Source organism: Nonomuraea fastidiosa (assembly GCF_042751225.1).
Classification (GTDB): Bacteria; Actinomycetota; Actinomycetes; order Streptosporangiales; family Streptosporangiaceae; genus Nonomuraea; species Nonomuraea fastidiosa.
In genome coordinates this window covers 328069-351394 of record NZ_CP170570.1, presented here as the reverse complement: position 1 = coordinate 351394, position 23326 = coordinate 328069, and the positions used below count along the sequence as shown (strand labels likewise).

The 23326-nt window shown below is 71.3% G+C and carries 19 protein-coding genes and 4 tRNA genes; 11 read left to right on the top strand and 12 right to left on the bottom strand.

Features of this window, described 5'->3' with window-relative positions; genetic code table 11:
• Positions 1-20 precede the first annotated feature (20 nt).
• Entirely contained in the window at positions 21-1418 is a 1398-nt protein-coding gene (locus ACFMQL_RS01580) for a glutamate--cysteine ligase (protein WP_378784270.1), read from the top strand.
• 177 nt (positions 1419-1595) lie between these two features.
• Positions 1596-2510: a hypothetical protein gene (locus ACFMQL_RS01575; RefSeq protein WP_378784269.1), complete on the top strand. Its 915-nt coding sequence runs from the start codon at positions 1596-1598 to the stop codon at positions 2508-2510.
• A gap of 7 nt (positions 2511-2517) precedes the next feature.
• Here ACFMQL_RS01575 and ACFMQL_RS01570 read toward each other — a convergent pair whose 3' ends face one another.
• Positions 2518-3270: a PaaX family transcriptional regulator C-terminal domain-containing protein gene (locus tag ACFMQL_RS01570; RefSeq protein WP_378784266.1), complete on the bottom strand. Its 753-nt coding sequence runs from the start codon at positions 3268-3270 to the stop codon at positions 2518-2520.
• A gap of 31 nt (positions 3271-3301) precedes the next feature.
• On the opposite strand from ACFMQL_RS01570, the gene ACFMQL_RS01565 reads away from it, so the two are divergent.
• Positions 3302-4960 carry an acyl-CoA dehydrogenase family protein gene (locus ACFMQL_RS01565; protein WP_364066529.1) on the top strand — a complete coding sequence of 553 codons (1659 nt, stop codon included), beginning with the start codon at positions 3302-3304 and terminating at the stop codon, positions 4958-4960.
• On the opposite strand, the gene ACFMQL_RS01560 is transcribed toward ACFMQL_RS01565, so the two are convergent.
• Positions 4937-5827, bottom strand: a complete 891-nt coding sequence (locus ACFMQL_RS01560; RefSeq protein WP_378784265.1) for a hypothetical protein — start codon at positions 5825-5827, stop codon at positions 4937-4939. The two genes, ACFMQL_RS01565 and ACFMQL_RS01560, sit on opposite strands and share 24 nt — an antisense overlap.
• A gap of 240 nt (positions 5828-6067) precedes the next feature.
• On the opposite strand from ACFMQL_RS01560, the gene ACFMQL_RS01555 reads away from it, so the two are divergent.
• Together ACFMQL_RS01555 and ligD are read left to right on the top strand one after the other, a co-directional pair.
• Complete coding sequence (locus ACFMQL_RS01555; protein ID WP_378784264.1) at positions 6068-6814, top strand: crotonase/enoyl-CoA hydratase family protein; 747 nt, start codon at positions 6068-6070, stop codon at positions 6812-6814.
• A gap of 53 nt (positions 6815-6867) precedes the next feature.
• Entirely contained in the window at positions 6868-8061 is a 1194-nt protein-coding gene (gene ligD, locus ACFMQL_RS01550; RefSeq protein WP_364066520.1) for a non-homologous end-joining DNA ligase, read from the top strand.
• Between the two features lie 130 nt (positions 8062-8191).
• On the opposite strand, the gene ACFMQL_RS01545 is transcribed toward ligD, so the two are convergent.
• Together ACFMQL_RS01545 and ACFMQL_RS01540 are read right to left on the bottom strand one after the other, a co-directional pair.
• Entirely contained in the window at positions 8192-9610 is a 1419-nt protein-coding gene (locus ACFMQL_RS01545; protein ID WP_378784262.1) for an NAD(P)/FAD-dependent oxidoreductase, read from the bottom strand.
• Between the two features lie 72 nt (positions 9611-9682).
• Entirely contained in the window at positions 9683-10576 is an 894-nt protein-coding gene (locus ACFMQL_RS01540; protein WP_364066514.1) for an NAD(P)H-binding protein, read from the bottom strand.
• Between the two features lie 82 nt (positions 10577-10658).
• On the opposite strand from ACFMQL_RS01540, the gene ACFMQL_RS01535 reads away from it, so the two are divergent.
• Positions 10659-12416, top strand: a complete 1758-nt coding sequence (locus ACFMQL_RS01535; RefSeq protein ID WP_378784260.1) for a thiamine pyrophosphate-dependent enzyme — start codon at positions 10659-10661, stop codon at positions 12414-12416.
• Positions 12417-12423: 7 nt separating this feature from the next.
• Here the strand turns inward: ACFMQL_RS01535 and ACFMQL_RS01530 are convergent, their stop codons facing one another.
• The gene (locus ACFMQL_RS01530) at positions 12424-13170 is read right to left on the bottom strand and encodes an IclR family transcriptional regulator (protein ID WP_378784258.1); all 747 of its coding nucleotides are present in this window, start codon (positions 13168-13170) and stop codon (positions 12424-12426) included.
• An 80-nt stretch (positions 13171-13250) separates the two neighbouring features.
• Between ACFMQL_RS01530 and pobA the strand changes: the two genes are divergently transcribed.
• Both pobA and ACFMQL_RS01520 read left to right on the top strand, forming a co-directional pair.
• Complete coding sequence (gene pobA, locus ACFMQL_RS01525) at positions 13251-14411, top strand: 4-hydroxybenzoate 3-monooxygenase (RefSeq protein WP_364066505.1); 1161 nt, start codon at positions 13251-13253, stop codon at positions 14409-14411.
• A gap of 299 nt (positions 14412-14710) precedes the next feature.
• Positions 14711-15022, top strand: coding sequence for a DUF6401 family natural product biosynthesis protein (locus ACFMQL_RS01520; RefSeq protein WP_364066503.1), 312 nt, complete (start codon positions 14711-14713; stop codon positions 15020-15022).
• A 157-nt stretch (positions 15023-15179) separates the two neighbouring features.
• Here ACFMQL_RS01520 and ACFMQL_RS01515 read toward each other — a convergent pair whose 3' ends face one another.
• Positions 15180-15974, bottom strand: coding sequence for a hypothetical protein (locus ACFMQL_RS01515; RefSeq protein ID WP_378784256.1), 795 nt, complete (start codon positions 15972-15974; stop codon positions 15180-15182).
• 1179 nt (positions 15975-17153) lie between these two features.
• Positions 17154-17918, bottom strand: a complete 765-nt coding sequence (locus tag ACFMQL_RS01510; protein ID WP_378784255.1) for an HpcH/HpaI aldolase/citrate lyase family protein — start codon at positions 17916-17918, stop codon at positions 17154-17156.
• Positions 17919-18181: 263 nt separating this feature from the next.
• Here ACFMQL_RS01510 and ACFMQL_RS01505 point away from each other — a divergent pair, with 263 nt between their 5' ends.
• The 3 genes from ACFMQL_RS01505 (at position 18182) to ACFMQL_RS01495 (ending at position 21581) form a co-directional block, all read left to right on the top strand.
• Complete coding sequence (locus ACFMQL_RS01505; RefSeq protein WP_378784253.1) at positions 18182-19360, top strand: four-carbon acid sugar kinase family protein; 1179 nt, start codon at positions 18182-18184, stop codon at positions 19358-19360.
• Positions 19357-20355: a 4-hydroxythreonine-4-phosphate dehydrogenase PdxA gene (pdxA, locus tag ACFMQL_RS01500; protein WP_364066494.1), complete on the top strand. Its 999-nt coding sequence runs from the start codon at positions 19357-19359 to the stop codon at positions 20353-20355. The genes ACFMQL_RS01505 and pdxA overlap by 4 nt, the downstream gene beginning before the upstream one ends.
• Before the next feature lie 422 nt (positions 20356-20777).
• Positions 20778-21581 carry a DeoR/GlpR family DNA-binding transcription regulator gene (locus ACFMQL_RS01495; RefSeq protein ID WP_378784251.1) on the top strand — a complete coding sequence of 268 codons (804 nt, stop codon included), beginning with the start codon at positions 20778-20780 and terminating at the stop codon, positions 21579-21581.
• On the opposite strand, the gene ACFMQL_RS01490 is transcribed toward ACFMQL_RS01495, so the two are convergent.
• From ACFMQL_RS01490 to ACFMQL_RS01470, 5 genes are all read right to left on the bottom strand, one after another.
• Positions 21578-22324 (bottom strand): alpha/beta fold hydrolase, encoded by a 747-nt coding sequence (locus ACFMQL_RS01490; protein WP_364066490.1) that lies wholly within the window; start codon positions 22322-22324, stop codon positions 21578-21580. The two genes, ACFMQL_RS01495 and ACFMQL_RS01490, sit on opposite strands and share 4 nt — an antisense overlap.
• A 550-nt stretch (positions 22325-22874) precedes the next feature.
• Positions 22875-22946: transfer RNA gene (locus ACFMQL_RS01485), tRNA-Val, on the bottom strand.
• Positions 22947-22965: 19 nt separating this feature from the next.
• Positions 22966-23037 (bottom strand) — tRNA-Gly (locus ACFMQL_RS01480).
• A 51-nt stretch (positions 23038-23088) separates the two neighbouring features.
• Positions 23089-23159, bottom strand: a tRNA-Cys gene (locus ACFMQL_RS01475).
• A gap of 15 nt (positions 23160-23174) precedes the next feature.
• Positions 23175-23246 (bottom strand) — tRNA-Gly (locus tag ACFMQL_RS01470).
• Positions 23247-23326 lie beyond the last annotated feature (80 nt).

Sequence of the window (23326 nt, the reverse complement as noted above, 5' to 3'; positions counted from 1 at the left end):
CTCTTGGACAGAAGAGGGTGATGGGTAAGGATCTCGAAAAGGAGCGATTCACCGAGGCGGAGTTCGCCCGCTTCGGCGAGCGCATCCAGCAGCAGCTCTCGGTCTTGCGCGAGCTGCTCACCACCCCCGGCTTCGGCGAGGGTCCCGTGACGATCGGGGCCGAGCTGGAGCTGTTCCTCATCGACGACGAAGGCATGCCGCTGCAGCGCAACGACCAGGTGCGCGACGCCCTGGGCGACCCCCGCGTGGTGCTCGAGCTGGGCCGCTACAACATAGAGGTCAACCTCACCCCCATCCCGCTGGCGGGGCGGCCGTTCGAGACCTTGGGCGCGGAGGTCCAGGAGGCCATCACCAAGATCGACGGCGCGGTGGCGGGCGGCGGCGCGCTGCCCATCGGCATCCTGCCGACGCTCGACGCCGGGCACTTCACGCTGGGCGCGATGAGCGACCAGAACCGCTACCGCGCCATGAGCAGGGGCCTGCGGCGGCTGCGGCTCGAACCGTTCCTGGTGAAGATCGGCAACCTGGAGCTCTCCGTCGAGGACGTGATCCTGGAGAGCGCCAACACCTCCTGGCAGGTGCACATCCGCACCCCGCCGGAGAGCTTCGCCCGGCTGTTCAACGCCGCGCAGCTCGCGATCGGCCCGGTGCTGGCCGCGTGCGGCAACTCGCCGTTCTTCCTGGGGCGCGAGCTGTGGGAGGAGACGCGGATCGCGCTCATGGAGGAGGCGGCCGACGACCGCGACGTGCAGCGGCCGGAGCGCAGGGACGGGCGGGTGACGTTCGGCTCCGACTGGGTGCGCGAGGGCGCGCACGAGCTGTTCGAGCGGTACGTACGGGACTACGACCCCATCGTGCCCGACATCACCGAGGGCGCGCCGGAGCACGAGGTGCCGGAGCTGCGGCTGCACCAGGGCACGATCTGGCAGTGGAACCGCCCCGTCTACGACCCCGCGGACGGCGGTCACCTGCGGATCGAGCTGCGCGCCCTGCCCGCGGGGCCGTCCTGCGCGGACATGGCCGCCAACACGGCGTTCCTGCTGGGGCTGACGCTGTCGCAGGCCGAGCGGGACCTGACCGGCTACCGCTTCGCGCAGGCGTACCAGAACTTCTACCGCGCGGCCATGGACGGCCTCGACGCCAAGCTGTCGTGGCCCGGCAGGGACGGCGAGTACGAGGCCGCCGAGCTGGTGCTCTCGCTGCTGCCCGAGGCGCGGGACGGCCTGCTCAAGGCCGGGGTGACGGCGTCGGACGCGGACCGGGCGCTGGACGTCGTCGCGCAGCGGACCAGGCTGCGGCGCACCGGTTCTGTGTGGCAGCGCGAGGCGCTGGCGCGTTTCGGCGGCGACCGGGGGCGCATGGTGCGGCGTTACCGTGAACTCGCGCTTTCCGGGCTGCCCGTGCATTTGTGGAAGTAAGTGCAAACCATATTTCTCGCCCGTCCGTCAAACTGGTCAAGAGACGGAAAAGGTGAGGACAATATGGCGGCATCGGGGATGGTATCCACCGATACAGCACGTTTTGCGCTGAATCGGGCGACGGGCGATCTGGCGGAGGGAGCGGACAAACTCGCTGGCGAAATCGGCAGCACCGCCGTGGAGGCGGTGCTCGCCAACGCCAACAGGAGAGGCACGAACAAGGGCGCGGCCGCCGCGATGGGATCGATGAATCCCCGGCCGCCGATCTGGTACGCCTTCGACAACGGCGACCAGAACACCCCCGACTGGTACCCCCAGGGCCTGACCGGCAGCGACGACTCCGGCGGCATCGGCGTCCCGGCGTTCATGATCAGCTGGTATTTCAAGCCGACGGCGGGCGAGCGCGGCATCAGGGTCTCGTTCTTCAGCCCCCAGACGCTGAAATACCAGCACGCGCTGCTGGTGCTGGCCAAGCCCGACGGGTCGTACGGGCCGATCAACATCCACGCCGGCGGCATCGCCTGCCACGGCGACCTGCTCTACGTCGCCGACACCGTGCGCGGCCTGCGCGTCTTCGACCTCCGCCACATCCTCGACCTGCGCACCGCGCAGAAGGACCTCGGCGACCCCGACAGGATCGGCCGGCACGGCGGCAAGCTGCACGCCTTCGGCTACCGCTACATCGTCCCCCAGACCGACTTCTGGCGGGTCACCCAGGCCGGGCCACGCTTTTCGTACGTCGCCATCGACCGCAGCGGCGACACGCCCAGGCTCATCACCGGCGAGTACCGCGAGGGCGACGGTAACGGGTGGGTGGCGCGCTGGCCGCTCGACATGGAGGGCGGGGCGCCCGAGGACGCCTACATCACGGGGCAGGAGAAGATCCAGGGCGCGGTGTCGTACGACGGCAAGTGGTACCTCAGCCAGGCCGTCAACGCCACCACCAACGGCAGGCTCCGGGTCTTCGACGGCGACACACTGACCACCCGGCCGTTCCCCATCGGCCCCGAGGACCTGACCGTGCAGGACGGCAGGCTGTGGAGCGTCACCGAGTTCCGCAACAAGCGCACGATCTTCGCCGTGCCGCTGTGACCGTTACCTAGCTGCGCAGGTGCTCCTGCAGCACCTCCCGGTAGCGGCGGTCGAAGTCGTCGTAGCGTTCCCGCAGCCGGGCCCCGGGCCAGCCGTCCGGCAGCAGCTCACCGGGCAGCAGCGGGTCGGCGAGCAGGTGGCGCAGCACCGCGGCCGAGACGAGGAAGCCCTCGGCCAGCCCGCCCGTCTCGCGCGCCCCGCCGAGACCGGTCTCCAGCACCCGGTCCAGCGCGCGTTCGAGCCGCACCGCCTCCGCCGCCCAGCCGTTCAGGTCCCACAGCAGGGGAGTGGGATCGTCGTGCGGGCGGCCGTCGATGAGCGTGCACTGCGCGGTGACGATCTCCGGCCAGACCCGCACCAGGTTCGCCGGGCGCATCCAGGTGCCCTCGCGCAGCTCCGCCAGGCGCAGCGCGGTCATGGTGTGCCGGAACGCGGCCCGGTCCGCGGGCGCGCGCCGCTCGGCGGTCACCACGACCACCTCCCACGTGCCGTCCCACGGCTTGACATGGGGGTCGCGGCTCTCATCCTGCCTGGCCTGGCGCTCGACCAGGCGCTGCGACAGCGCGTACATGCCGCCTGACTGCACCAGGTCGCCCGCCGCGACCATGCGCGACAGCGCCACTCGCACCGTGCCCTCGGCGATGCCGAACAGCGCCCCGATGCGCACCAGGTCCCGGGCGGGCAGGCGGGGCGGGTGGCTGCCCAGCAGCGCGCTCAGCACCGCCGATCGGGCGCTCAGCGTTCGATTACGCTCTTCCATCGCGTGTCGAGTATATGTAACATCCGCGAATATGAGCCGGTATCTCGTCGAGCCGTACGACCACAGCGACCGCTACGCCACCGAGCGCTACCAGGGCGCGCAGGGCCGCAACTGGTGGCGCTGCGACCCCACGCTCCGCCTGCTCATGCGCCGCCTGCTCGGCGACGGCTACGCCTGGGCCGAGCCGCACCTCGACCGGCTCGGCGAGCTGATGGGCGGCCTCATCGCGCGCTGCGCCGAGGAGACCGACCGCAACCCGCCGCGGCTGGAGAAGTACGACAAGTGGGGCAGGGACGTCAGCGAGGTCGTCATGCCGCCGTCCTTCCACGCCGCCCGCGACGCGCTCATGGCCGACAACTTCACCTCGCCCGCCTTCGCCGAACAGGCCCGTGCGAACGGGGCCGACCCGGCCGCGCTGGCCGCCGCCTGGACGTACCTGCTCGACCAGGCCGACATCGGCATGGGCTGCGCGCTCGGCACTGGCGGCGACATGGTGGTCTCGCTCGCCGAGAAGCACGCGCCCCCGGACGTACGCGACCGGGTCAGGGAGATCTTCGCCAACGGCTACTACTCCGGCGAGGCCGCCCAGATGTTCACCGAGCGGACCGGCGGCTCCGACCTCGCCGCGCTGGAGACCACCGCCACGCCCGCCGGCGACGCGTGGCTGCTGGACGGCCTCAAGTGGTTCGCCTCCAACGCGGGCGGCTCGGCCTTCGTCGTGCTCGCCCGGCTGCCCGAGGGGGCGGTCGCGCCGTTCCTGGTGCTGTGGGAGCGGCGGGACGGCAGCCGCAACGGCGTACGCATCCGGCGGCTCAAGGACAAGCTCGGCACCAGATCGGTGGCGTCCGCCGAGGTCGAGCTCACCGGCGCCGAGGCCTTCCTGCTCGCCGACCCCGCGGGCGGCGGCTCCGGGCTCGGCACCATGATGAAGCTCACCAACACCTCGCGGCTCGGCGTCGCCATGATGGGCGTCGGCGTGGCCAGGCGCGCGCTCGTCGAGTCGGTCTGCTACGCCTCCGCCCGCGAGGCGTTCGGCAGGCCCCTCATCGAGCAGCCGCTGATGCGCCGCAAGCTCAGCAAGCTGATCGTCGAGGTCGAGGCCGCGCAGGCCATGGTCTTCGACGGGCACGTGGGGCCCCGGCTGCGGCTCGCGCCCGCCCTCATCAAGCTGCGCGCCTCCCGCCTCGGCGTCACCGCCGCCAGTGACGCGATCGAGGTGCACGGCGGCAACGGCTACATCGAACAGTGGCCCGTCGCCAGGCTCCTGCGCGACGCCCAGGTCAACCCCATCTGGGAGGGCGGCGACAACATCCTCTGCCTCGACGTACGGCGCGCCATGGAGAAGGAGCAGGCCCACCTGCCCTTCCTCGCCCACCTGCGCACGCTCGCCACCTCAGACCTCGTCCAGGCGCGTGTGGAGGACCTCGCCAAGGCCATCGAGGTCTGGTCGGGGCTCGACCGCGCCACCGCCGAGGCCCGCCTCTACCCGCTGGCGCAGTTCATGGCCGACGTGTACGCCGCCGCGCTGCTGGAGAACCAGGCGACGTGGGGCATCGACGACGACCGCAAGGCCCTCGTCGCCCGCCTCTACGCCGAAACCCACCTCACCGACCCCGGCCCACTCCGCGGCCTCGACCGCCCCGCCACCGACCCCTTCGACACCCTCCTAGCAGGCTCGGTCACCCTCTGAGCCCGCCGTCTCGCCGTCTTCGCCGAACAGCGCTTCGACGGTGGGGGTGGTGTAGGAACGGTTCAGCCAGGCTTCGAGCTGGGCCAGGTCCGTGCAGGAGGAGATGCGGGCGCGGACGTCGTCTGTGACTTCCAGCCCTCGGAAGGCCAGAGTGGTCAGAATGCCCTTCGCCAGGCCCTCGGCCTTCCCTTCGGCCTTCCCCTCGGCCTTGCCCTCCGCTTTTCCGCGTCCGAAGTGCTCTTTCGCGAAGGGGCTGTAGACCGGCCAATAAGTGGATGACATGAGAATCTCCTCCATGAGTTGCCGAGTCTCAGGCGCGGACATGTTGTAGGCGTACTCATAGTACTTCGGCCTGTCCTCGTCTTTGCTGTCGCGGATGGCTGCGGTGAATGTCTCCACGACCTTGCGGTTTCGGCCGTGCATCATGACAGACAGGGCCGCGAGTTCGAGGTGCTCAGCTGCCAGTTTTGGGTCGATTATGGGCGGTATGTCGTCAGGTCCGAGAACCTGGGCCTGCAGACGATAGCCGGTGAGGCCGGATTCGATAGGAGTAGCGTAATATGCCGCATCTTTCCGATTCGGGCAGATGACGAGGACCGTGACGTCGCATCGCTGCATGAGCCACAGCGCGGCGGCGTAGCGGGCCAGCTGCCTGGGCTCTTTAGAGCGATCGAATTGGGCCTCCACGATGACGGCGTGAAAGGCGTGTTCGGGCCCGCCCATGATGAGCACCAGATCGGCCGTTATGTCCTCAGAGCGACGAGTGCTGAAGGATGGATTCTCTACGCGGACGAGTGGAGTCTCCGGCAAGCGCACGCCCTTGAGGTTGCTCAGCAACTCCACTGCCAGGGACGGCCGTTCGGTCATCAATTTGACGAGAGCGTCATGGTTCGCTGACGGCATGGCGCACATCATTGCACCAAGGAACGGCAAAGTGATGGCCTTTCGCGTTATCTCGCAGGCTCTTTCTTCTAAACCAAACGGAAGTCTGGAGGCTATTTACGGCTTTCGGCTGAAAAATCGCTTCGAAGTGGGCGCTGGGCGGGAGAGGGGTGAGGGCGTACGCTCGGCACGTTCTCCGAGGCACGTATCCCCGAGGAGGGTCACATGACCGTACGCGTGGAGCGCCAGGGGCCGGTGACCACCGTGGTGATCAGCAGGCCGGAGGCGCGCAACGCCGTCGATCGCAAGACCGCCGACGCGCTGGCCGACGCGTTCCGCGAGTTCGAGGCCAGTGACGCCAGCGTGGCGGTGCTGTGGGGCGAGGGCGGCACGTTCTGCGCGGGAGCCGACCTCAAGGCGCTCGACAACCGCGTCGCCGAGCAGGGCGACGGGCCGATGGGGCCGACCAGGATGCGGCTCGGCAAGCCGGTCATCGCGGCCGTCGCCGGGCACGCCGTCGCGGGCGGGCTGGAGCTCGCGCTCTGGTGCGACCTGCGGGTCGCCGAGGAGGACGCGGTGTTCGGGGTGTTCTGCCGCCGGTGGGGCGTGCCGCTCATCGACGGCGGCACCGTACGGCTGCCGCGGCTCATCGGCACCTCGAGAGCCATGGACATGATCCTCACCGGACGGCCGGTCGGCGGGCGGGAGGCGTACGAGATCGGGCTGGCGAACCGGCTCGTCCCCACCGGCACCGCGCGGCGCCACGCCGAGGAGCTGGCCGCGGAGATCGCCCGGTTCCCGCAGGCGTGCCTGCGCGGCGACCGGATGTCGGTGCTGGAGCAGGAGGGGCTGACGGAGGAGGAGGCGATGCGGAACGAGCTGCGCCACGGCCTGATGTCGCTGCCGGACGCCTCCGAAGGCGCGGCCCGCTTCGCGGCGGGCGCCGGCCGCCACGGCGCCTTCCCCGCTTAGGAGCCCGTGTCGCCTTCCCGGGGGTTGTCGGTGGGCGCGCGTATGGTGACCGTATGCCTGACATCGAGGTCGCCGGGCGTGCGGTCCGCATCACCAACCCCGACAAGGTGGTCTTTCCGCGGACCGGGCACACCAAGCTCGACCTGGTCCGCTACTACCAGGCGGTGGGCGAGGCGGCGCTGCGGGGCGTCCACGGGCGGCCGATGGTGCTCAAGCGCTTCGTGCACGGCATCGAGCAGGAGGCGTTCTTCCAGAAGCGGGCCCCGGCCAAGCGGCCCGACTGGATCGAGGTGGCGGAGCTGAAGTACCGCTCGGGGCTGAGCGCCGAGGAGGTGGTCTGCACCGACCTCGCGCAGCTCCTGTGGGTGGTCAACCTGGGCTGCGTCGATCTCAACCCCCATCCCGTACGCTCCGACGACCTGTCCAGGCCCGACGAGCTGCGCATCGACCTCGACCCCGTGCCGGGCGTCGCGTGGGCCGACGTGCTGGCCACGGCGCAGGTGGCGCGGGAGGTGCTGGCCGACCACGGGCTGGTGGCCTGGCCCAAGACGTCGGGTTCGCGAGGCTTCCACGTGTACGCCCGCATCGAGCGGCGGTGGCCGTTCTCGCAGGTGCGCAAGGCGGCCGAGACGGTGGCCCGCGAGGTGGAGCGGCGCGCGCCCGGCCTGGCGACCAGCCGGTGGTGGAAGGAGGAGCGCCACGGGGTGTTCGTCGATTTCAACCAGAACGCCTACGACCGCACGGTGGCCTCCGCCTACTCGGTGCGGGCGGTCGAGGACGCCCGGGTCTCCACGCCGCTGACGTGGGACGAGGTGCCGGGCTGCCGTCCTGAGGCGTACACGATCGACACCGTGCCGGCGCGGCTGGCCGAGCGCGGCGACCCCTGGGAGGACATGGACCTTCACCCCGGCTCACTCGACGGCCTGCTCGCGCTGGCCGAGGAGCTGGGCCCGCCGCCCAAGCCGCCCAAGGGCACCGGGCGCAGGCGGCAGACCAAGCCGCTGATCGAGATCGCCAGGGCCGAGCACAAGGACGAGGCGATGGCCGGGTTCGAACGGTGGAAGGCCCGCCATCCGAAGGCCGCGGCCCACCTGGAGCCCGCCGATGTGCTGGTGGACGGCATGCGGGGGCGCAGCAGCGTCTGGTACCGCATCCGGGTCAACCTGCAGCACGTGCCCGAAGGCGAGCGGCCCCCGCAGGAGCCGCTCGAGGTCGACTACGACCCCTGGCGCGGCGCCTCGGACTGACCGGAGCGGGTCCGGAGGCCGGCAAGCCGGCCTCCGGTCGGCCTGCGGGTGTCTGCGGCTTCGGAGGCTTCCAGGCCAGGCGGACCGGCGGCCTCCGGCCGACCGGCGGACCCGGGTCGTGCCCGCGCGTTCAGCGGCCGGCGATGAAGTTCGCCAGGTGGGCGTAGGGCGAGGTCCGGGTGCCGCGCTCGTTCTCGTGCCGGTCGGCGGCCCGGAACAGCGCGTAGATGAGCTGCACGCCGATCCAGCGCAGCGGCTCGGGCTCCCACTGCCGCACCTGGCGGCCCACCCACGGCAGCCGCGTCAGCGGCGTGTCGCGGCGCAGCACCAGGTCGCGCAGGGTACGCCCGGCCAGGTTGGTGGTGGTGACGCCGCTGCCGACGTAGCCGCAGGCCCAGCCGAGCCCGCTGGCGTGGTCGAGGTGCACGGTCGAGCACCAGTCGCGGGGCACGCCGAGCACTCCGCACCAGGCGTGCGCCACCGGCACGTCCACGGCGGCGGGGAAGAGCTTGACCAGCATCCGCCACAGCAGCGCGACGGTCTGCGATTGGGTGACGCCGCGCCGGTCGGTACGCGAGCCGAACCGGTACGGCACGCCCCGCCCGCCGATCGCGATCCGGTCGTCGGCGGTGCGCTGGGCGTAGACGTAGGCGTGGGCCTCGTCCTCCAGCAGTTCGCTGCCCTGCCAGCCGATGTGCTTCCACACGTCGGGCGGCAGCGGATCGGTGACGATCATCGAGCTGTTCATCGGCAGCCACTGGCGGTGCTGGCCGTGGAGGCTGGCGGTGAAGCCCTCGGTGGCGCGGATGACGTACTCGGCGGTGACGTCGCCCCGGGTGGTGAGCGCGGTCGCCTTGCCGCCGCCGTTCCTGGGGCGGATCTCGGTGACGGTGGTGTCCTCGTAGATGTCCACGCCGAGCCCGGCCACGACGGCGGCGAGCCCGACGGCGAGCTTGGCGGGCTGGATGCGGGCGCAGTGCGGCGAGTACGCGGCCTCGATCGCCCCCGCCACCTGGACGCGCTCGCGCTGCTCGGCACGTTCCATGATGCGCATGTCGGCCTCGCCGTAGCCCCAGCGGCGCAGGTCGGCGACCTCGGCGCGCAGCCGCCGCCGCTGCGCCGGGTTGGTGGCGACGTGGATCAGCCCGCCCTTGTGCACGTCGGCGTCGATGCCTTCGGCGCGGGTGACGTCGATGACCTCGTCCACGGAGGCGAACATGGCCCGCTGCAGATCGATCATGGCCTGCTTGCCGCGCGCCTTGGCGTGGCGCTTGCGGGAGCCGGCGAACTCGGCCGACAGCCATCCGCCGTTGCGCCCGGATGCGCCGAACCCGGCGAACTCCTTCTCCAGGATCGCGATGCGCAGGCCGGGGTCGGCCTTCTTGAGGTAGTACGCGGTCCACAGGCCGGTGTAGCCGCCGCCGACGATGGCGACGTCGTAGTCACGGGGGCCGGGCAGCGCGGGCCGCCGTGCGGGCAGGCCGATCTGCCGGTACCAGAAGGAGACGCCGCCGTTGGCGAAGTCTCTGGTCAGCGGGATGCCTCTCATCACCGGACACATTGTCCAGTACCACTCGCCAGACCAACAAGTCGGCGAAGTGTAATGAAACAGGACAAACCACTAGCTGCGTGTCTGACGCTCGTAACCCTCGTCGCCCCCGTAAACGCGCAGGTCGGGGTCATGCTCAGGCTGGTTCGCCGGGCTCGTGGGCGAGGCGGTGTGCTCGGTGGCGAAGTCGTCGGACAGCATCGGTTCGGGCGGGAGCAGGTAGTCGCGCCAGCCGATCTCGCCCTTGGGCTCGGCATCCGTGAGCAGCGCGCCTGCTCGCTGGGCGGCGTACAGACGGCCCGGATACCGTACGGGAACGCACGGCCGGCGCAGTCCCGAGGACCGCAGCCACACCGTGACCAGCTCCTCGGTGTCGATCACCTGCGGCCCGCCGAACTCGATCTCCCGCTCGGCCGGCGAGGCGCTGAGCAGTGCGGCGGCCCGCGTGGCGACCTCGCCGGTGTGCACCGGCTGCCAGGGCAGCGAGCGGTCCACGGGCAGCACCGGCAGCGACGACAGGTCGCTCAGCCTGCGGTGCAGCCACTGGTGGAACGGGGTCGTGCGGAGGATCGTCCAGCCCAGGCCGCTCTCCATGACCAGCCGCTCGGCCTCCAGCTTGTGCCGGAGGTGCCCGTACGCGGCCTTGTCGGCGCCGACCATCGAGGTGAACAGCACGTGCGGCACCCCCGCCGCGCGCGCCAGGATCAGCAGCGCCCTGGTGCCGGGCACGTCCACCGCGCCGCGCCCCTTGCGGCCGCTGGTGGCGAGGTGGGCGATCGCGTCCACCCCCTCGACGGCCTCCTCGACCCCGTTGCCGGAGATCAGATCGCCCCAGATCCACTCGACGCTGCCGCGATCCTCCCGCTTGGCCCGGCTCAGCGCGCGCACCTCGTGCCCCGCCTTGAGCAGGGCGGGTACCAGCGCCCCGCCGAGTGTGCCGGTGGCTCCCGTGACCAGTATGCGCATGACGGCCCCCTACCCGCCCACATGGAGAAATGTCCGTAGATCAGTGCGTATGTCGTCCTCCGGGCGGGGTAGGGCGCGTCCCATGGCTCGTATCGCATCGGAATCGCTGGTCGAACGCCTCGCCGCATGGGGAGTCGACACCGTCTTCGGGCTTCCGGGTGACGGCATCAACGGCGTCATGGAGGCCCTGCGCCGCCACCGTGACCGGATCCGTTTCGTCCTCGTCCACCACGAGGAGGCCGCCGCCTTCATGGCCACCGGCTACGCCAAGGCCACCGGCCGCATCGGCGTCTGCCTGGCCACCTCGGGCCCCGGCGCCATCCACCTGCTCAACGGCCTGTACGACGCCAAGCTCGACCACCACCCCGTGCTGGCCATCACCGGCATGCAGGAGACCTCCGTGCTCGGCACCGGCTACCAGCAGGAGGTCCACCTGGACAAGCTGTTCGCCGACGTGGCCGAGTACAACATGATGATCACCAACCCGGTGCAGCTCCCGTCGCTGGTCGACCTCGCCGTCAGGACCGCCTACGCGCGGCGCGGCGTCGCCCACCTGGCGCTGCCCAACGACATCCAGGTGGCGGAGGAGGGCTGGGACCCGTACCGGAACGTCGCACCCGCCCGCGCACCCGAGACCGCGCCCGTCTACCTCCAGCCGTCCGGCCTGCCCAGGAAAGAGGACCTGGAGTGGGCGGCCGAGGTGCTCAACCGGGCGGAACGCCCCGCCATGCTGGTCGGGCAGGGCGCGCTGCACGCCCGCCAGGAGGTGCTGGAGGTGGCCGAGGCGCTGGGCGCGCCGATCGTCAAGACGCTGCCCGGCAAGGCGGTCGTGCCGGACGACTCGCCGTACACGACGGGCGGGCTCGGACTGCTCGGCACCCGGCCGAGCGAGGAGCTGATGGACGACGCCGACGTGCTGTTCATGGTCGGCACGAACTTCCCGTACTCGAAGTTCCTGCCCGAGACGCGCGACGCCCGGGTGGTGCAGTTCGAGGCCGACCCGACCAGGGCGGGCGCGCGCATCGCGACCGACGTGCCGGTCGTGTGCGACGCCAAGGAGGGGCTGCGGGCGCTGCTGCCGCTGCTGGCCCGCAAGGACCGCGGCCACCTGGCGAAGTACCAGAAGATGATGGCGAAGTGGCGCGCCGACATGGAGGCGCTGGAGAACCCCGACCGCGAGCCCATCGCCCCGCAGTACGTCATGTCCATCCTGGACCAGCTGGCCACCGACGACGCGATCCTGACCTGCGACAGCGGCACCGTCGCCACCTGGGCGGCGCGCCACTGGACGATCCGCGGCGAGCGCGAGTTCTACCTGTCGGGCACGCTCGCCTCGATGGCGAACGGCCTGCCGTACGCCATCGCCATGCAGCACGCCTTCCCCGGCCGGCAGGTCATCGCCTACGTCGGCGACGGCGGCTTCTCCATGCTGATGGCCGAGTTCCTCACCGCCGTGCAGCAGCGGCTGCCGGTCAAGGTGATCATCAACAACAACAACGCGCTCGGCCAGATCCTGTGGGAGCAGATGGTGCTCGGCTTCCCCGAGCACGGCGTGCGCTACGCCGAGCCCGAGGCGGACTTCTCGGCCTGGGCCAGGTCGTGCGGCGGGTTCGGCGCGAAGGTGTCCAAATCGGAGGACGTCGCCCACGCCGTCGGCCAGGCGCTCGCGCACGACGGCCCGGCCCTGGTGGACGTGGACGTCAACCCGAACGAGCCGCCCATGCCCGGCAAGGTCTCCTACGACCAGGCCAAGAGCTTCGCGCAGGCGTTCCTCAAGGGGCAGCCGCACCGGTCGGCCATCGCGACCACCCTGTTCAGGGACCGCATCCAGAAGCTCTGAACCCGTCTCATGACAGCGCACGGGCGATCCCGGCGGCGGCGGCCCGCAGCGGCTCCACCAACCGGGGCAGCTCGCGGGCCCGCCGCGAGGACAGCACGATGCCGAGCGCCGCCACCGCGCGCCCGTCCACCAGCACCGGGGTCGCCGCCGAGCAGGAGCCGAGCGTCATCTCCTCGTACGTCAGCGCGTACCCCTGGGCCCGCACCGCCGTCAGCTCCCTGGCCAGCCGGCCGGGCTCGATGATCGTGTGCGGGGTGGGGCGTTCGAGCTTGCGCGCCAGGTAGGACTTGACGAACCAGTCGGGTTCGTACGCCAGCAGCGCCTTGCCCACGCCCGTCGGGTGCATCGGCAGCCGGCCGCCGATCCGCGACACGATGGGCACCGCCCGCCTGCCGTACACCTTGTCCACGTACAGGACCTCGAGGCCGTCCCTGACTGCGAGGTGCACGTTCTCGCCCGTCGAGGCGAACAGCTCCTGCAGCCACGGATGCGCCAGCTCCTGCAGCCGGTTCGGCGCGAGCTGGCCCAGCTCCCACAGCCGCGGCCCCACCCGCAGCCGGCCGTCCGGCCCGCGCCCCAGCGCCCGCCACGCCTCCAGCTCGCCGACCAGCCGGTGCGCGGTGCTCAGCGGCAGCCCGCTGCGCCGGGCCAGCTCGGTCAGCGTGAGCTGGGGATGCGCCGCGTCGAACGCGCCGAGTATGGCCAGGACCTTGGACGTCACCGAGCGCCCAGCCTCGCGGGAACCGCCTGACATGTTCACGATCCTGCACCGCGTTTCCGCTCAGTGGAAGGGGCCTCTCGGATAGATCACCTCGAACCACCATGCTTTCCCTCATGCGAACTCAGGTCGGGATCATCGGTGCAGGTCCTGCTGGACTGCTGCTGTCTCATCTGCTTCACCTGCGCGGCATCTCCTCCGTGGTGCTGGAGAAGCGCAGCCGCGAGTACGTCGAGCGCCGGGTGCGGGCCGGCGTGCTCGAACAGGGCACGGTGGACACGCTGGTCGAGGCCGGCGTCGGCGAGCGGATGCTGCGCGAGGGCCTGCCGCACCACGGCATCGAGCTGAGGTACGGCGGCGCGGGCCACCGCATCGCCTTCGAGAAGCTGGTGCCCGGCAGGTCCATCACCGTCTACGGGCAGCAGGAGGTCGTCAAGGACCTCATCGCCGCCCGCCTCGCCGCCGGCGGTGACCTGCGCTTCGAGGTCGAGGACGTCGCGGTGCACGACGTGGATTCGGAGCGGCCGTACCTGACCTTCGGGGGCGAGCGGCTCGACTGCGACATCATCGCCGGCTGTGACGGCTTCCACGGCGTGTCCAGGCCGTCCATCCCCGAAGGCGTGCTGACGATCTACGAGCGTAACTACCCCTTCGCCTGGCTCGGCATCCTCGCCCGCGTCGCGCCCTCCTCCGAGGAGCTCATCTACGCCAGGAACGAGCGCGGCTTCGCCCTGCACAGCATGCGTACGCCCGCCATCAGCCGCTTCTACCTCCAGGTGCCGCCGGACGCGCGGCTCGACGACTGGCCGGACGAGCGCATCTGGGGCGAGCTGAAGGCCCGCCTGGAGACCGTGCCCGGCTTCGAGCTGGCCACCGGCGAGATCCTGGAACGCGGCGTCACGCCCATGCGCTCCTTCGTGGCCGAGCCCATGCAGTACGGCCGCCTCTACCTGGCCGGCGACGCCGCCCACATCGTCCCGCCCACCGGCGCCAAGGGGCTCAACCTGGCCGTGGCCGACGTGCGGGTGCTCACCGAGGCGCTCACCGCGTACTTCAAGGACGGCACGACCGAGCTGCTCGACGCGTACTCGCAGACCTGCCTCAAGCGGGTGTGGCGGGCGCAGCACTTCTCGTACTGGATGACGACGCTGCTGCACACCTTCGACGAGGACGACGCGTACGCACGGCGGCTGCAGCTGTCGTACCTGGACTACGTCACCTCGTCGGAGGCCGCCGCGACGACGCTCGCCGAGAACTACGTCGGGCTGCCGTTCTAGGAGGCGGTCACCTCGGGCGGGCTGACCGCTTCGTCCTATCCCCGAAGACCCCCGTCACGACGCCTCCGGAGAGCGACCCGCACAGCGTCGCGCCGGCCCTTCAGGGGGCTGACCTCCTTCCGTCCCACTCTTGGAGGCCGCCACTGTGACGCTCGCCGACGGCGGCGACCAGCTGGCCCTTCAGGGGGCTGACCTCCTTCCGTCCCTCCCTTGGAGGCCGCCACTGTGACGCTCGCCGGCAGCGGCGACCAGCTGGCCCTTCAGGGGGCTGACCTTGAACAATGCTTTAAAGTGTGCGGGTGGTCTTCGAGGATGGATGGGCGGTTTCGCCCCTGCGCTGGCTGATGGACACCCTGGGCGAAGCCCAGCTCGCCCGCATGGGCAGTGACCCCGGACTGGTCGCCGCGATCGACCAGCACGCCGCGGCACTGCGCGACGCCATCCCGCTCGACCGGGAGACGCTGGGCGACTACCTGCTCGGCTTCCTCGACGAGCTTCGCCACCGCGGCTGGACCTACACCGGCGAGCCCGACGCGGCGTCCCTGCGGCTGACCGCGGTGTGCTGGCTGACCCGCGAGCTGGGCCTCCTGGAGGACGGCCACCCGGCCTGATCCCCGGCGCGGCACGTGCCCCAAGCGGATCGCCCGGGGCTCGTGCCGGTGGCGCCGCCGGCGAGGCTGCGCGAAGACGCCCTGAGGCGCCGGAAGCGCCGGAGACGCCGAGGGCACCGGAGACGCCGAGGGCGCTGGAGCGCCGGCGTGCGCCGGGTCAGCCGGGCGGCATGTCCGAGCGGGTGGCGCCGCCGCCGCGCGGCGTGGTGCGCATCGGCTCGGTCTCCTCGCCGCTCATCGCGCGAGCGTCCTCCCGCCCGCGCTGGTACGCCTCCGCGTGCGCCCTGGCCTGCGGAGCCTCCGCCTCGATGCGGCCCAGCCAGCGCTCCCAGCGCTGCTGCATCGGCCGGACGAGCCCACCACCGACGCCGATGGCCGCGATCGCGCCGATGGTGGCCAGCACGGTGATCAGCACCGGCGTGGTGACGGCCGTGGCGACGCCGATCTGGTTGAGCGCCGCGATGATGCCGAGCGCCCAGATGAACACCGCCGCCGCGGTCGCAATCCACCGTCCGTACGACAGGCCGCCGAGCGCGCCGGACAGGATGTCCCTGACGGCCTTGGCGATGGCGCCCGTCACCACGATGATCACGATGGCCACGATGGCGAGAGGCAGCCAGCTCACCACTGCCGCCAGCAACGACGAGACCGGGTTGGGCCCGAAGACGTTGAAGCCTATCTGCAGGGTGATCAGCAGGATCGCGTAGAAGACGATCCTTGCGATCAGGCTGCTCGGGTCGTACTTGCTGCGCTCAAACCAGCGCCGCATCCCGCCGCGCTCGACCACCCGGTCGAAACCGACCCGATCGAGTACCTTGTCGACGACCTTCTCCAGAGCCTTGGCCACGATCCACCCGATGATGAGAATCACCAGGAACGCGACCAGCTTGGGAACGAACGTCGCTATTGACCGCCAGGCGTCCGATATGCCTTGGCCGAGGTTGATGTCCACGGTTTCCTCCTCCGAGGAGCCAATGCCTCGGCGCTACCCGGACAGAAACCGCCTATACACGGAGCGCCGCCATTTAGTTCGCTTTATGGTCAAAACTTCCCATATGGCACGAGTGCTGCGGGTGCGGTGGTCGTGGGAAGGCGCGGGACGCGTGAGACGGTGGGAGACCCGTGAGACGATGCGGGACGCGTGAGACGGACCGGGGGATGAGACGGTTCGGAACGTGCGAGAAAGGGCGGCGCGCTTCGGGCCGATGACAGGCCGGCTTCGGTCCCCGCACCCGAAACCACGGCCCCCGGCAGGCTATCGGTCTCGGCCCTCGGCTGGCCGCTGGTCTCGGCCCCCGGCAGGCTATCGGTCTCGGCCCTCGGCTGGCCGCTGGTCTCGGCCCCCGGCAGGCTATCGGTCTCGGCCCTCGGCAGGCCGCTGATCTCGGCCTCGGCTGGCTGCTGGTCTCGGTCCCCGGCTGGGCGCTGGTTTCGGCCTTGGTCCGCCACCGCCCCTGGTCGGCCCACCGGCTCTCCCGGGCCACAAGCCTTGCTGGGTTACCGGCCGTGCTGGGCTGCTGGCCGTGCTGGGTTACCGGCCGTGCTGGGCTGCTGGCCGTGCTGGGTTACCGGCCTTGCCGGGCTACCGGCCGCCGGGCTGCCGGCCCTGCCGAGTTACCGCCCTGCCGGGCCACCGGTCTACCTGCCGCCCAGCTTCCGAGTATCCACGCCGAGCGCCGTCCATCACCTTCCTCGCACAGCACAGGAGCGAGTTCTCCACTGCGTGGCACAGCCTCCGCCTGACGCGAATCCGCGCGTTCACGTCAAGGGCCGTCACTGCACCTCCTCCTTCCACAGGCAGGGGAGGTGCAGTGGCTCGCCTCCGGATGGCGCGAGCCGTGCACGGCGCGTTTCAGGTGCGCGGCGGCGGACCGCTCCTGGCGGCGGAGGGTGTGCGACGGTGGACCGCTCCTGGTGGCGGAGGGTGTGCGGGCGGTGGATCACCTCCCGTCGGCGGAGGGGGCGCGGTGGCAGGCCGCTCCTGGCGGCGGAGGGCGCGACGGCTGAGGGGCGCCGCGACTCGGAGCGCGGAATGGCGGAGGCGCGGCGGTTCTCGGTACGGCCGGGTTCTGGTGCGAAAAGGGCGCTAGAGGGGAAAGGGCGCTGGCGCGGAAAGGAGGGGAGGGGCAGGTCAGCCGGAGGTGGCGGTCTTCAGGTGGGCGGCGGCGGCCTGTTCCAGGTGGAGGAGGTCGGAGGCGACGGTGGCGAAGGTGAAGCCCTCCGCCAGCCGCCGTGCCGCCTGCTCGCCGCTCGGGTTGTGGATGCCGGCCGCGATGCCGGCGTCGGCCGCCGCCGTACGGATGCGTTCGAGCGCCGCCTCGAAGACATCGGCGACCTCGGGGTCGTTCGGGAACCGGCCGCCCACGGCGAGGCACAGGTCGGACGGGCCGACGTACACGCCGTCCAGGCCCGGCGTGGCGCAGATCCGCTCGATGTTCGCCAGCCCGTCCGGCGTCTCGATCATGGCGAGGACCAGCACGCTCTCGTCCGCCTCCGCAGGCGTCGGCCCGATGCGCAGCATCGAGCGCATAGGCCCGTACGAGCGGCGTCCCGCGGCCGGGTAACGCGCGGCGGAGACCGCCCGGGCGGCGTCGTCGGCGGTGTCCACCAGCGGCACGATCACACCGGCCGCCCCGAAGTCCAGCGCTCTGCCGATCATCGCGGGGTCGCCGGACTCCACGCGTACGAGCCCGGCGGACCGGCCGCCCGCGTCGATCGCCATGAGGTTGGCGAGCAGGCCATCGGTGCCGATGAAGCCGTGCTGGCCGTCGAGTGCCACGTAGTCGTAGCCGAGGCGGGCCAGCCGCTCGGTGGCGACGGGCGCGTCCAGGACCACCCAGTAGCCGACGCATCGTTCCCGGTTGCGGATCTTCCTGGCGAACTCGGCTGCGGTCACGGCATCTCCTGACTCGTCGCGTGCGGGCCACGTACGGGCGGCTTCAGGCTGCTCGCCGCCACCGTGCCAGGATCCCGCCGTCCGGAGCCCGCGCGAAGGACGCCCCGGACGCCGGAACCCGCATGCGTGGCAGGCCGGACATCGGTCCCGGCAGCGGATGACCCACGTGCACGGCGAGCCCGATCGGCGTCCAACCGGCTTCCGAGCACGCCGCCCTTCCGCCACTGTGGCATGATTTGCGCGTTTCGTGCAATGCTGGTTGCGTGATTCGCGCACAAGCGGATGCGGTGCTGGTGCTGGCCGACGATCTGACCGGGGCGGCGGAGACGGCCGCTGTGCTCATGCCCGCCGCCGGCGCCGCGCTGATCGCGCTGTCCGGGCCGCCGTTCACGTCCGCGCCGCCGGTGCTGGTCGGCGACCTCGGCACCCGCTATCACCCCGACGCGAAAGCCCTGGTACGGGCGGCACTCGCGGACGCGGACGGCCGTACCGTCCTCATCAAGATCGACTCGCTGCTGCGCGGGAACGTCGCCGCCACCGTCGCCGCCGCCTCCCTCGACGCGCCCGTGGTCATGGCCCCCGCACTGCCGTCAGCCGGCCGCACGGTCGTGGACGGAGTGCCGTACGTCCAAGGCGTCCCGCTGCGCGAAACGCGCACATGGCACATCGAGCCCAGGCCCGCACCCAGGACGGTCGCCGAAGCGCTCGACGGCCACCCCTTCACGCACATACCCCTCGCCACCGTCCGCGCCGGTCACCCCACCCTGACGGAGGCGCTCGCGCGGGCGTTCGGCGCGGCGGGCCGGGTGGCGATCTGCGACGCGGAGACGGACGCCGACCTCGACGCGGTGGTGGCCGCCGCGTTCGCCGCCGACCCGCGTACCCGCCTGGTGGGAGCCGGCGGCCTCGCCACCGCCCTGGCCCGCGCCCGCGACGGGGGATCGGACGGCGAGGGCCACCCGCCGCCGCCCGAGGGGCCGCCTCCCGGCGCGCCCCTGCTGGTCATCGTCGGGACCGCACACCCCGGCGTGTCCGACCAGGTCGAGCTGTTGATCCGGTACGGCGTTCAGCAGGTCGCCCTGGACCCGGCCGAGCCACCGGACATCACAGCGCCACGCTTACGCCGAGCCCTGGACACGGGGCCCACGGTGCTCACCACCTCGGGCCCCCTGCCCGACGCCTTGGAGGAGATCGTTCAGGACGCCCTCGGCGACCGGCCCGCGAACCTCGTCATGACCGGCGGCGGGACGGCCAGAAGAGTCCTCGACGCGCTCGGCGTCCGCGAGCTGACCCCGGTCGGACAGGTGCACCACGGCGCCGTCCACTGCCACACGCCCCAGGGCCACGCGGTCATCACCAGGCCGGGCGGCTTCGGCGGCCGCGACAGCCTGCTGCGCATGACCGCCCACCTCGCGCCACACCACTTCGAAAGGCACACATGAGCACACCTCTGATCGCCCTCACCATGGGGGACGGCTCCGGCGTCGGTCCCGAAGTCATCGTCGGCGCGCTGAACGCCCCCGAACCGGCCGCGTTCTGCCGCCCGCTCGTCATCGGCGACGCCGGACGCCTGCGCCAGGCCGCCGGCATCCTCGGCGTGACCGCCAGGGTGGAGACGGTGGACGGGGTGGCGGACGCGGTGTTCGAGCCTGGCCGCATCAACGTCATCGACCCCGGCCTCCTCCCGGCCGACCTGCCGTGGGGCGAGGTGTCGGCGGTCGCGGGCAACGCGGCCTACGAGTACGTACGGCTGGCCGCGGAGCTGGCGATGTCCGGCCAGGTGCAGGCGATCTGCACGGCCCCGCTCAACAAGGAGGCCCTGCACGCCGCCGGACACATCTACCCCGGCCACACCGAGCTGCTCGCCCACCTGACCGGCACAGAAGAGGTGTCGATGATGCTCTCGACCGCCAAGGTCAAGGTCATCCACGTCACCACCCACATCGGCCTCATCGACGCGGTCGCGCGCATCGAGCCCGGCCTGGTCGAACGGACGATCCGGCGCGGCGAGGCGGCCATGCGCGGCACCGGCCTGGAGCGTCCCAAGATCGGCGTGTGCGGCATCAACCCGCACGCGGGCGAGAACGGCCTGTTCGGGTACGGCGAGGAGGAGGAGAAGATCGTGCCCGCCGTCGAACGTCTGCGGGCCGAGGGCATGGACGTGCACGGGCCGCTCCCCGCCGACACCGCCTTCTTCCTGGCCGGACGCGGCGACTACGACCTCATCGTGGCCATGTACCACGACCAGGGACACGGCCCCGTCAAGATTCTCGGCCTGGAGGCGGGCGTCAACATCACCGTCGGCCTGCCCGTGATCAGGACCTCCGTGGACCATGGGACCGCGTTCGACATCGCGGGCAAGGGCCTCGCGGACCCCGGCAGCATGATCGAAGCCCTCCGCCAGGCCGCCGAACTCTCCCAGGCGCAGACGTCATGACGGCCCCATCACCACACCCCCGCCCGACGCTGGTCGGGGACGCCGCCGGGGGAGCGCAGAAGGGGCTGAACGGGCGGACCACGGGGGATCGAGCCGCCGGGGAGCAACCTGCGAAGGATCGTGCTGAGAGGACGCGGACCGCGACGGGCCAGAGCGCGGGGGAGCAGCCTGCAAGGGCGCAAACGCCCATGGCGCGAAAACCTAAGACGCAGGGGCTCACGGCGCAGGGGCCCAAGGCGCAGGGGCTCAGTGTGCAGGGGCCCAAGGATCAAGAGCCCAAGGGACAGGGGCCCAAGGATCAGGAGCCTCAAACACAGGGGGCCGAGATGCAGGGGCTCACAGCGCAAGGGCCCAAGGGGCGAGGGCCAGCGGCGCCGGAGCCCAAGGGGCAGAAGCCGGGAAGGCAGGTAGCGAAGGGGCCGGTGGCGAAGAGGCAGGAGGTGAAGGGACGAGGGCCGAAAGGACGGGGAGCGGACGCGCGGCGAGACGAGATCGTACGCCTGGCCACCGAAACCGGCCTGGCCAGCGTCGAGGAGCTGGCGGCCCGGCTGGGCGTCACGCAGTCCACCATCCGCCGCGACCTGGCCCACCTCAAGGCGGCCGGGCTCCTGGCCCGCACGTACGGCGGCGCGATGGCGGTGGTGACCCACCCGGAGGCGTCGCTGCGGCAGCGCATCGGGGAGGCGTTCGAGGCCAAGCGGGCCATCGCGAGCTGGGCGGCGGCGCAGGTCCGCCCGGGCGAGACGATCCTGCTCGACTCGGGCTCGACCACCGGGGCCCTGGCCCACGAGCTGCGCAACGCCGCCGACCTGACGGTGGCGACCACGGGCCTGACCGCACTGCAGGAGCTGGTGGGCGCGACCGGCGTGCACGTCGAATGCCTCGGCGGTACATTGCGGCACGTCAGCCAGGGCTTCGTGGGCCCGCTCGCGGAGGCGGCGCTGAGCCGGATGACGTTCGACCGGGCGTTCCTGGGCGCGGACGGGGTGACGGCCGAGGACGGCATCTGCGAGGCGAGCCTCCAGCAGACCCGGCTCAAGGAGCTGATGATGGCCCGCTCCCAGCACGTCTACGTCCTGGTCCACGCCGCGAAGCTGGGCCGCCGCCCGTTCCACGCCTGGGCCCGCATGCCGGACCGCTGGACGCTTGTCACGGACGCATCCGCCACGGACGACCTCCTGGAGCCGTTCGCGGCGCGAGGCGTGGAGACGGTGATCGCCATCTAGGTCGCTGGGCCTCCCAGGTGCCGGGCGAAGAAGCGGATCGAGCTGTCGATCTCGAACGGCGGGACGCGGAAGTGGCCGCCGGGGTTGGCGTGCAGGGTCTTCTCGGCGGAGCCGAGCGCGTCGTACAGGCGCATCACCGCGTCCCGCGGATTGCTCTCGTCGTCCCACTGCAGCAGGAACTCCACCGGAACCGTGATCTTCGCCGCGGTGCCGATGAGCCATTCGCTGCCGACGAGGCCGAGCACGGCCGCCGTGATCCGGGGCTCGGCCGCGACGAGGCGGATGCCCATCTCGCCGCCCTGTGAAAGCCCGTAGTAGCCGATGGGCCGGTCGTCGCCGACGGAGCCGAGCTGCTGGAGTGCGTCCAGGGTGGTCTGCCAGTCGGGGATCAGCTCGGCCGCCACGACCTCGTTGAGCTCGGGCCAGGCCGGGCCGAAGGGCTCGCCTGCGGCCTCGCGTTCCTGGATCTCCGCGACGAGCCGCCGGATCTCCGGGTGCTCGGGCCTGTCCCCGGTGCCGGGAGCGTCGATGGCGGCGACCGCGAAGCCGCAGGCGGTGACGTACGGGAAGGCCCGGGAGACGACCTCCCAGCCCTTCTTGTGCGAACCGCCGCCGTGCCCGATGAGGACCAGCGGCCGAGGACCGGATCCCTCGGCGGGCGTCCAGAGCACCCCGGGGACGTCTCCGATGGTGAAAAGCTGCTCGCGGATGCCGTCGGTGACGGTCTCCGAGGTGATCTGCATGAGGTGGATTACAGCGGAATGTCCGCCGGTAAGGCGAGCGATTTCGCTGCGCGGCCAGGTGGCCGGTGCGCGGTGTCCGCCGTAGACCGCCGCCGGGTGGCCGATTCCTCGTCGTACGTCCGGGCGGCCGGACGGCGGCACGCCGCAGACCGATCGCCCGCTGCTCGAGCGCCTGCACAGGACTGCCGGAGGAGACGGCCCAGAAGGCAGGCGGGCAAGTGCGGGCGGCCCAGAAGGCAAGCGGGCAAGTGCGGGCGGCCCAGAAGGCAAGCGGGCAAGTGCGGGCGGCCCAGAAGGCAAGCGGGCAAGTGCGGGCGGCCCAGAAAGCAGGCGGGGCAAGTGCGGGCGGCCCGGAAAGCAGGCAGGGCAGCGCGGGCGGCGCGCCGCGTCTGGACGGCAGGCATGGCCTTCGGCCGGTGCGGGTGAGAACGGCAGCGACTCGTGCGTGTCGTGCGGTGGCATGGGCTCGGCGGCTCCACCCACCGGGCACCGCCCCTTACGACAGCGAAAAGCCCCAGGAACATCGCCTGGGGCCTCGGTGCGGGACGTGTGGACGATACTGGGATTGAACCAGTGACCTCTTCCGTGTCAGGGAAGCGCTCTCCCGCTGAGCTAATCGTCCATATTGAGTTGTCACTCAGAGCGGAAGACGGGATTCGAACCCGCGACCCTCACCTTGGCAAGGTGATGCTCTACCCCTGAGCCACTTCCGCGAGGCGTTGGTCTTTATTTTACCGGATCCCGAAGGCTCCGAAGACCGGCCGAGGTGGAGACGGGATTTGAACCCGTGTAGACGGCTTTGCAGGCCGCTGCCTCGCCTCTCGGCCACTCCACCAGGAGTCACGCTCCGAGCGGAAGACGGGATTCGAACCCGCGACCCTCACCTTGGCAAGGTGATGCTCTACCCCTGAGCCACTTCCGCGTGTCTGCTCCGGCGGCGATGCGCCGGGCTCACGGGAAAACCATATCGTCTCCACGGAGTGCCCGTGCGCATCGCGGGCC

Excerpts from the sequence above, each read along its gene's own strand:
- ACFMQL_RS01555 (WP_378784264.1), top strand. The coding sequence starts at position 6,068 with ATGACCGTACGCGTGGAGCGCCAGGGGCCGGTGACCACCGTGGTGATC.
- ligD (WP_364066520.1), top strand. The coding sequence starts at position 6,868 with ATGCCTGACATCGAGGTCGCCGGGCGTGCGGTCCGCATCACCAACCCC.
- ACFMQL_RS01530 (WP_378784258.1), bottom strand. The coding sequence starts at position 13,170 with ATGTCAGGCGGTTCCCGCGAGGCTGGGCGCTCGGTGACGTCCAAGGTC.
- ACFMQL_RS01560 (WP_378784265.1), bottom strand. The coding sequence starts at position 5,827 with ATGACCGAACGGCCGTCCCTGGCAGTGGAGTTGCTGAGCAACCTCAAG.
- ACFMQL_RS01570 (WP_378784266.1), bottom strand. The coding sequence starts at position 3,270 with ATGGAAGAGCGTAATCGAACGCTGAGCGCCCGATCGGCGGTGCTGAGC.
- ACFMQL_RS01490 (WP_364066490.1), bottom strand. The coding sequence starts at position 22,324 with ATGCAGATCACCTCGGAGACCGTCACCGACGGCATCCGCGAGCAGCTT.
- pobA (WP_364066505.1), top strand. The coding sequence starts at position 13,251 with ATGCGAACTCAGGTCGGGATCATCGGTGCAGGTCCTGCTGGACTGCTG.
- ACFMQL_RS01540 (WP_364066514.1), bottom strand. The coding sequence starts at position 10,576 with ATGCGCATACTGGTCACGGGAGCCACCGGCACACTCGGCGGGGCGCTG.
- pdxA (WP_364066494.1), top strand. The coding sequence starts at position 19,357 with ATGAGCACACCTCTGATCGCCCTCACCATGGGGGACGGCTCCGGCGTC.
- ACFMQL_RS01535 (WP_378784260.1), top strand. The coding sequence starts at position 10,659 with ATGGCTCGTATCGCATCGGAATCGCTGGTCGAACGCCTCGCCGCATGG.
- ACFMQL_RS01545 (WP_378784262.1), bottom strand. The coding sequence starts at position 9,610 with ATGAGAGGCATCCCGCTGACCAGAGACTTCGCCAACGGCGGCGTCTCC.
- ACFMQL_RS01580 (WP_378784270.1), top strand. The coding sequence starts at position 21 with ATGGGTAAGGATCTCGAAAAGGAGCGATTCACCGAGGCGGAGTTCGCC.
- ACFMQL_RS01565 (WP_364066529.1), top strand. The coding sequence starts at position 3,302 with ATGAGCCGGTATCTCGTCGAGCCGTACGACCACAGCGACCGCTACGCC.